This window comes from Xanthomonas sp. SHU 199, from assembly GCF_000364665.1.
In the GTDB taxonomy this organism is placed as follows: domain Bacteria; phylum Pseudomonadota; class Gammaproteobacteria; order Xanthomonadales; family Xanthomonadaceae; genus Xanthomonas_A; species Xanthomonas_A sontii.
The window spans coordinates 1-6857 of sequence record NZ_AQOI01000812.1 but is presented as its reverse complement, the minus strand read 5'-3'; the positions used below and the strand labels follow the sequence as shown (position 1 = coordinate 6857).

Here is a 6857-nt window from a genome sequence, read left to right as displayed (position 1 = left end):
TGGCGGGCGCGCGTTCCAGCAGCCCGCTTTCGCGACGCGTCCCGGCGCGGTCCACGGTCTGCAGGTCGAGCTTGCCGTCCGGTCGTACGCGCAGGGTCAGCTGACCGTCGCTCAGGCGATCGCAATAGCCGCCATCGGCGATGCCCAGCGAATACAGCGCCGTTGCCTCGCGCACGCCAACGTAACGCCCCTCCAAACGGCACTGGCGCGGCGGGCCATAGCGCAGTTGCACGGTGGGATTGCCAGGTGCCTGCGACGTCGCGGCGACGCTCAGTTCCACGTCGATCGCCCTATCGCCGGAGTCGGGACGCATCATCCCTCGCCACTTGCCCTGCAGCGGGCTGGGCTGGCCCGGATCGCTATGCAGCACCACCGGCAGATCCTTGCCGTCGACGTTCAAGCGCAGGTCGTCGCCGCTGCGCTGCACGCGCAGCGGCTTGCCCATCAGCTTGTCGCAGTAGGCGCCGCCATTGATCGACTCCAGTGCGAAACCGGCACCCGGTTGCGGCTTGACCAGCAAGGCGCAGTTCAACGGCGAGCCGAACATCAGCCTGGCGTTGCCGTCGCGCTGGGCCAGGCGCACGGCGGCCAGGCGCTGCGCATCCAGCGCCAGGGTGCCGCTCCATTCGCCGGGCGGCAGCGCGTCTGCGTTGGCCGCTGCGGCCGGCGCAGCAGGCGTCGGCGCCTGCGGTGCGGCACCGGCGGCGAACGGCATGGCCAGGCACAGCGCCAGCCAGAGCGGGAAACGCGCAACACCACGCGAACGGATACGCATGCGACTCTCCTGTTGGATACGAAAGGAAACGATGGGCGCGGTCAGGACAGACCGAACCAGAGCAGCGCCACCACGGCCGCCACCAGGCACAGTACGGCAAGCAGCCACAGCGCCCGGCGTCGACGCCGGCGCAGTCGCTGCGCGCGGGCCAGCGAGCGCAGGTCGATGTGCAGTTCTCGGCACCACAGGTCGGTGTCGTGCCGGGACAGGATGAAGCCGTGTCTACGCATGTGCGGTCTCCTGGGCGGGATCGTGCGGGGCGGGCGCATCGGACAGCTGCCACAGCTTCAGCCGCTGACAGTCGAACAGCACCTCGCCGACCGGGGTGTGGGTGCCGCGGAACAGGATCTGCAGGCGGTGCCCGGGCCGCCGCGGCCGGCGCGGCAACACCTGCAGCAGCAGGCGCGGCGCCTCGTCCGGCACCTCCTCCACGTCCAGTTCGACGTCGAAGGCCAGGGCCAGTTCGCCGATCTGCGGCAATTGCCAGGCGCGCAGCTCCCACAACGGGATCTGCAGCGACGGCGGCTCGGCCGCGTCCGTCGCCACCGGCAGCGTCTCGCCTGCGCCGAAGCAGGCGCGCAAGGCCTGTGCGTGACGCGCGCGGCAGCGCCGCTGCGCATCCAGCAGGGCCGCCGACAGCCCCTGCAACAGCAGGTCGAACTCGCAGCGCAGGCTGGCCATCAGTCGTCCTTCATCCAGCCGGGCTTGCGCGGGAAGCCCACGTGGTAGCACAGCCACTGCATCACCACCTGGTGCTCGCCGATCTGCAGCACGGCGAAATTCTTCTCGGTGCCGATGATCGCGCCCTTCGGCGAATCGCTCAGGCAGCGGTTGAGCAAGGCCCGCGCGGCTTCGATCTGCTCGGGCGATTGCATCTGCGTCGGGTTGTCGCTGCCGACCACGACCCGCTTGACGAACTTGACTTCAGTAAGGTCGAACATCGTTGACGAGTCCCCCGACGAGATGGTTCAACGGACCGCTATGGACTTACGCGGGAACCGGCTCGGGCTTGCCGATCTTGCGCGGCGCCACCGAGGTCTGCAGGATGTCCAGCACCCGCGCCAGACCTTCCGGCGGCCCCTTGTCCGCGGCATGCACCGAGACGTGGTACTTGGCCGAGTTGTCCGAGCTGCGCGTATTCTCCTTGCTGGTGGAGACAGAGCCCTGGATATGCACCTTGGCCTTGAACAGGCCGAAGCCGTATTCCACGTCCGCCGACATCGACGCCGAGGCGTCGGTCTTCTCCTTCGAGGAGAAGGACGACTTCACTTCCATGTCGAAGGTGATGTCCACGGTCTGGATGCTCAGGCTGGGCACGTTGACGATGGCCAGCAGCGGCACTTCCAGCTCGACCTCCTCCTCGGCGATGCCGCCGGCCTTGTCCGGGTCGTCGACCGGCCGCTTGAAGCGGAAGCTGGCGGTACGGGTGGCGCCGGTTGCCTGCGGATTCTTCGGGTCGGGGTTGTCCGGCGGCAGGAAGCCGATGACGCGGATGAAATCGGCGGTGGCGCGGGCCAGCTTGACCTGCGCGTCGCAGGCCGCATCGAGCGGGCCGCCGATCAGGTCGCCCATCGGCAGACCCTTGAACTGACTTGACATATTGACGAGTTCGTCAGCCATTGCAGTGACTCCTTCAGTTGGTGGGATTGGTTACATCGTCCGTGCCCGCGACGTCCGGCTTGTCGGCCATGACCGTCTTGAACACGCCCTGCGTCTGCGCCAGATGGTTCAGCAATCTGGCCGCTCCGTCAGTCGGTTCGGTCCCCTCCACGCGCAACACGACGTGGACGGCACTCTGGCGCTGGCTCCGCGCGCTGGCGCTGGTATCGACGCGCACGCTGGAACGGGTGGCGGTGCGCTTGGCCTGCCAGGCACCGCGCGGGCCGGGCGACTCCGGCGCGAAGAAGCCGTCGGCGGACTGCAGGCCGCCGAGGTCGCCGAGCTGCGCATCGAAGCTGATCTCCACGTCCTTGATCCGCAGCACGTTGGTCGAGACCAGCGGCAGCAGCGGCGCGCGGTAGTAGTCCTCGTCGCCTTCGGCGGCCTGCGGGTGCTGCGACGGCAGGCGGATGATCACGCTCTTGGGCCGGTGGAACTCGTCGAAGTAATCGCCGAGGTTGGCCATCTGGTGCTGCTCGATGCGGTCCTGCGCCTCGATCACGGCGCCGGCCAGCGCTTCGATCAGGTCGTTCAATGCGGTCGGTCCAGCCATGGTCGCTCCTGGGGAAAGAAGGCCGCCGTCGGCGACGGCAGCGGATCGGCGGCGCTTGCCGCGCGCGCGCTCAGCTCAGGTCGGGAAAGGAGTCGGTGCGCGCCAGCCAGCCTTTGAGGAACTTGCCCAGCGGCGGCTTGGCCGCGACCAGGCGCTGGTAGTAGTCGCGCCGGCCCTGCTTGTAGCGTGCGTACAGATCGCGCTGGTCGGCGGCCTTCAGCGCCGCCAGGGTGGCCGGGCCGAACTTGCCGTCCTCCGGCAGCTGCAGCGCCGGCGCCTGCGCGTTGAGCACGCGCTGCAGCAGCTTGATGGCGTTGTTGCCGGCGTTGACCTGGAAGTCGAACAGGATGTTGGCCAGCGGCTGCAGCGCGATCTCGTCGCCGTGCACCGCATTCCAGTAGCAGGTCTTGTAGATCACCCCGGCCTGCGCGTCGGTGAGCGCGCGCAGGTTGTCCAGGGTCGGTTCCAGTTGCAGCAGGCTCTTGGCGTACAAGCGAAACGTCGCCAGGGTGATGCCCTTGTTGGTGGCGCCGCCCGGATCCACCGGATCGTTGACGAAGCCGCCCTCGTGCTTGAGCAGGGTCGGAAAGAACGCGTTGAAGTCGGCCATGGGATCCTCCGCTGATGCCCGGTGTGGGCGTGGAGGAAGTCTGCGCAGCGGGCCGCATCGGCGGGATCGGCAAAAGCCCGATCCGGCGGCGGCGGCGCACTGAGGCGCCGTGTGCATGCGGATGCCCGCGATCCGGGCAGCGGCGTCGGCGCGCGCCGCGCACCGGCCGCAGGCTTCTGGAATAATGCCGGGCTATGAGCAAAATCGAACAACTGCTGGACAACAACCGCTCCTGGTCCGAACGCATCAACCGCGAGGATCCGGAGTTCTTCAGCCGCCTGTCCAAGCAGCAGACCCCGGAGTACCTGTGGATCGGCTGCTCCGACTCGCGGGTGCCGGCGAACCAGATCATCGACATGGCGCCGGGCGAGGTGTTCGTCCACCGCAACATCGCCAACGTGGTCGTGCACACCGACCTGAACTGCCTGTCGGTGATCCAGTTCGCGGTCGAGGTGCTGAAGGTGCGGCACATCCTGGTCGTGGGTCACTACGGCTGCGGCGGCGTGCACGCGGGCCTGACCCGCGCGCGGCTGGGCCTGGTCGACAACTGGATCCGCCACGTCACCGATGTGGCCGAGAAGCACGAGCACTGCCTGCAGCAGGCTGGCGACCTCAACGTGCAGCACGCGCGCCTGTGCGAGCTCAACGTGCTCGAGCAGGTGGTCAACGTCAGCCGCACTTCGATCGTGCTCGACGCCTGGGCGCGCGGCCAGGAACTGACCGTGCACGGCTGGGTCTACAGCCTGCGCGACGGCCGCGTGCACGACCTGGGCATGGAACTTGACCGCATCGACGACCTGGCGCCGCGCTACGATGCCGCCCTGGCGCGCATCAGCCAGGACCGCGAGGACCGCTGAGCGGCGCGCCGCTCCGCCATCTCGATCAAGGATCCGCATGCTCCCCGGCCCGCTCAACCTGCACGCCTGGATCGACGCCCACCGGCACCTGCTGAAGCCGCCGGTGGGCAACAAGTGCATCCACGCCGGCGACTTCATCGTGATGGTGGTCGGTGGGCCGAACGCGCGCAGCGACTACCACTACGACGAAGGCCCGGAGTGGTTCTACCAGCTCGAAGGCGAGATGGTGCTGAAGATCCAGGAAGACGGCGCGGTGCGCGAGATCCCGATCCGCGCCGGCGAGACCTTCCTGCTGCCGCCGAAGGTGCCGCACTCGCCGCAGCGCGGCGCGAACTCGGTGGGCCTGGTGATCGAGCGGCGGCGCCTGCCGCACGAGCAGGACGGCCTGCTGTGGTTCTGCGAGCGCTGCAACCACCTGCTGTACGAAGCCTACTTCCCGCTGCAGAACATCGAGACAGACTTCCCGCCGGTGTTCGCGCGCTTCTACGCCTCCGAATCGCTGCGCACCTGCGCCCGCTGCGGCCACGTGCATCCGCGGCCGGCGGCCGACGCACCGTGACCGCCCTGCCCCCGCGCCGTTCCGGCTCGCGATGCTGCGCAGCCTGATCGCACTCAAGCCGCGCGACGTGCCGCTGCGCGTGGCCCTGCGCAACACCGCCGCGGTGGTCGCGCCGCTGGCGCTGGGCGTGGCCGCCGGCCATGCCGAGTTGGGTCTGGCGGTGTCCACCGGCGCGCTCAACACCATGTTCTCCGACCAGCCCGGCCCGTACCGGGCGCGGATGCAGCGCATGCTGATGGCGGCGCTGGCGGCGGGCATGGCCGCGCTGCTGGGCATGCTGATCGGCGCACACACCGTGGCGCTGGCGCTGAGCGCGCTGTTGCTCGGCCTCGGCGGCGGCCTGCTGGTGGCGCTGGGCCCGGTGGCGGCGCGGGTCGGGCTGACCAGCATGATCCTGCTGGTGGTCAGCGCCGACGTGCGCCTGCCGCCGCTGCAGAGCGTCGGCGTGGCCACGCTGATCTTCGCCGGCGGCGTGCTGCAGATGCTGATGGCGCTGGCCGCCTGGCCGCTGCAGCGCTACCGCCCGGAACGCTTCGCCCTGGCCGACCTGATGCGGCAACTGGCCGGCATCGCCCGCCAGCGACCCGGCGCGACCGCGGCGCCGCCGGCCACCGAAGCGGTGCTCGAGGCGATGGTGATGCTGCACGGTGAACACCGCTCGCGCGGACGTGCGGTGCAGGCGTTCCGGGTCATCGCCGAGCTGTGCGAACGCGCGCGGCTGGAGCTGCTGACCCTGGCCGACCTGCACGGACGCCTGGACGCAGGATCGCCCGCGCGGCTGCCGATCGAGCGCGTGCTCGAACGCAGCGCGGTGGTGCTGGACCAGCTCGCGCACGCGCTGGACAGCGCCGAGGACCCAGACGCGGCCACCGCCTCAATGACCGGATTCGACGATCTGGTGGATGCGCTGGCGCAAGTGCAGGCGCAGACCGAGGACACCCGCGAACGCCGCCTGCTGCGCATCGCCGTGGCCCGTGCGCAGGGCCTGGGCGGCCAGCTGCGCGCGCTGGCGCGCAATGGCCGCTGGGCCAGCAGCCGCGGCGAGATCCAGGCCGAACTGGCCGAGGCGCAGTTGCCGGCGGCGCTGCGTCCGCTGGCGCCGCTGCAGACCTTGCGGGCGAATCTGAAGCTGTCCTCGGTGGCGTTCCGCCACGCGCTGCGCTGCGGCGTGTGCCTGGCGCTGGCGGTGCTGTTCGCCCGCTGGCAGGCGATCCCGCACGGCTACTGGATCCCGATGACCACCGCGATCGTGCTGAAGCCGGATTTCGGCGGCACCCTCAGCTTCGGCGCGCTGCGCGTGGCCGGCACCTTCGGCGGGCTGCTTCTGGCCACCGTGCTGGCGCACTTCGTGATGGACGGGGCGGTGGTGCGGCTGCTGTTGCTGACCGTGTTCTGCCTGGGGTTCCGCCTGCTGACCCAGGTCAACTACGGGCTCGGCGTGGCCTGCCTGACCGGCATGCTGGTGCTGCTGCTGTCGTTCGAGGGCATGGCCCCGGGCGAGGCGATCGGCGAGCGCATCCAGGCCACCGTGCTCGGCAGCGCGCTGGCGCTGGCGGCCTACGCGCTGTGGCCGACCTGGGAACGCAAGCACATCCGCGCGATCCTGGCGCAGTTGCTGCTCGCCTACCGCGACCATCTCGATGCGGTGCTGGAAGGCCGCCTGCAGGCGCTGCCGGACACCCGCGCGGCCTCGCGCACCGCGCGCACCAACGCGCAGGCCTCGATCGAACGCCTGCGCGGCGAGCCGCGGCGCAAGCGCAACCTGCGCGAACTGACCCTGGCCGAATCGGTGCTGGCCAACGGCAACCGGCTGATCCGCGCCTCGCTGGCGCTGGAAGCGGTGC

The 6857-nt window shown here is 69.9% G+C and carries 10 protein-coding genes; 3 read left to right on the top strand and 7 right to left on the bottom strand.

The genetic code is table 11. From position 1 onward, the window contains the following. From D183_RS25660 to D183_RS0122145, 7 genes are all read right to left on the bottom strand, one after another. Nucleotides 1-775, bottom strand: a 775-nt coding sequence (locus tag D183_RS25660) for a hypothetical protein (protein WP_017910930.1), incomplete at its 3' end; no start/stop codon positions are given. A gap of 41 nt (nt 776-816) precedes the next feature. Next, nucleotides 817-1005: a hypothetical protein gene (locus D183_RS0122170; RefSeq protein WP_017910929.1), complete on the bottom strand. Its 189-nt coding sequence runs from the start codon at nt 1003-1005 to the stop codon at nt 817-819. Then, nucleotides 998-1456 carry a hypothetical protein gene (locus D183_RS0122165; RefSeq protein WP_017910928.1) on the bottom strand — a complete coding sequence of 153 codons (459 nt, stop codon included), beginning with the start codon at nt 1454-1456 and terminating at the stop codon, nt 998-1000. Before D183_RS0122165 ends, D183_RS0122170 begins: the two co-directional genes overlap by 8 nt. Then, nucleotides 1456-1716, bottom strand: a complete 261-nt coding sequence (locus D183_RS0122160) for a hypothetical protein (protein WP_017910927.1) — start codon at nt 1714-1716, stop codon at nt 1456-1458. The genes D183_RS0122165 and D183_RS0122160 overlap by 1 nt, the downstream gene beginning before the upstream one ends. Nucleotides 1717-1762: 46 nt before the next feature. After that, nucleotides 1763-2395, bottom strand: a complete 633-nt coding sequence (locus tag D183_RS0122155; RefSeq protein ID WP_026143450.1) for a DUF2589 domain-containing protein — start codon at nt 2393-2395, stop codon at nt 1763-1765. A gap of 13 nt (nt 2396-2408) precedes the next feature. Further along, nucleotides 2409-2987: a DUF2589 domain-containing protein gene (locus D183_RS0122150; RefSeq protein WP_173003349.1), complete on the bottom strand. Its 579-nt coding sequence runs from the start codon at nt 2985-2987 to the stop codon at nt 2409-2411. A gap of 70 nt (nt 2988-3057) precedes the next feature. Beyond that, entirely contained in the window at nt 3058-3597 is a 540-nt protein-coding gene (locus tag D183_RS0122145; protein WP_017910924.1) for a glycoside hydrolase family 108 protein, read from the bottom strand. 194 nt (nt 3598-3791) lie between these two features. Here D183_RS0122145 and can point away from each other — a divergent pair, with 194 nt between their 5' ends. From can to D183_RS25655, 3 genes are all read left to right on the top strand, one after another. Continuing rightward, nucleotides 3792-4454 carry a carbonate dehydratase gene (can, locus tag D183_RS0122140; RefSeq protein ID WP_017910923.1) on the top strand — a complete coding sequence of 221 codons (663 nt, stop codon included), beginning with the start codon at nt 3792-3794 and terminating at the stop codon, nt 4452-4454. A gap of 37 nt (nt 4455-4491) precedes the next feature. Then, entirely contained in the window at nt 4492-5013 is a 522-nt protein-coding gene (locus tag D183_RS0122135) for a 3-hydroxyanthranilate 3,4-dioxygenase (protein WP_017910922.1), read from the top strand. Between the two features lie 31 nt (nt 5014-5044). Continuing rightward, on the top strand, nt 5045-6857 hold a 1813-nt coding region (locus tag D183_RS25655; protein ID WP_017910921.1), incomplete at its 3' end, for an FUSC family protein.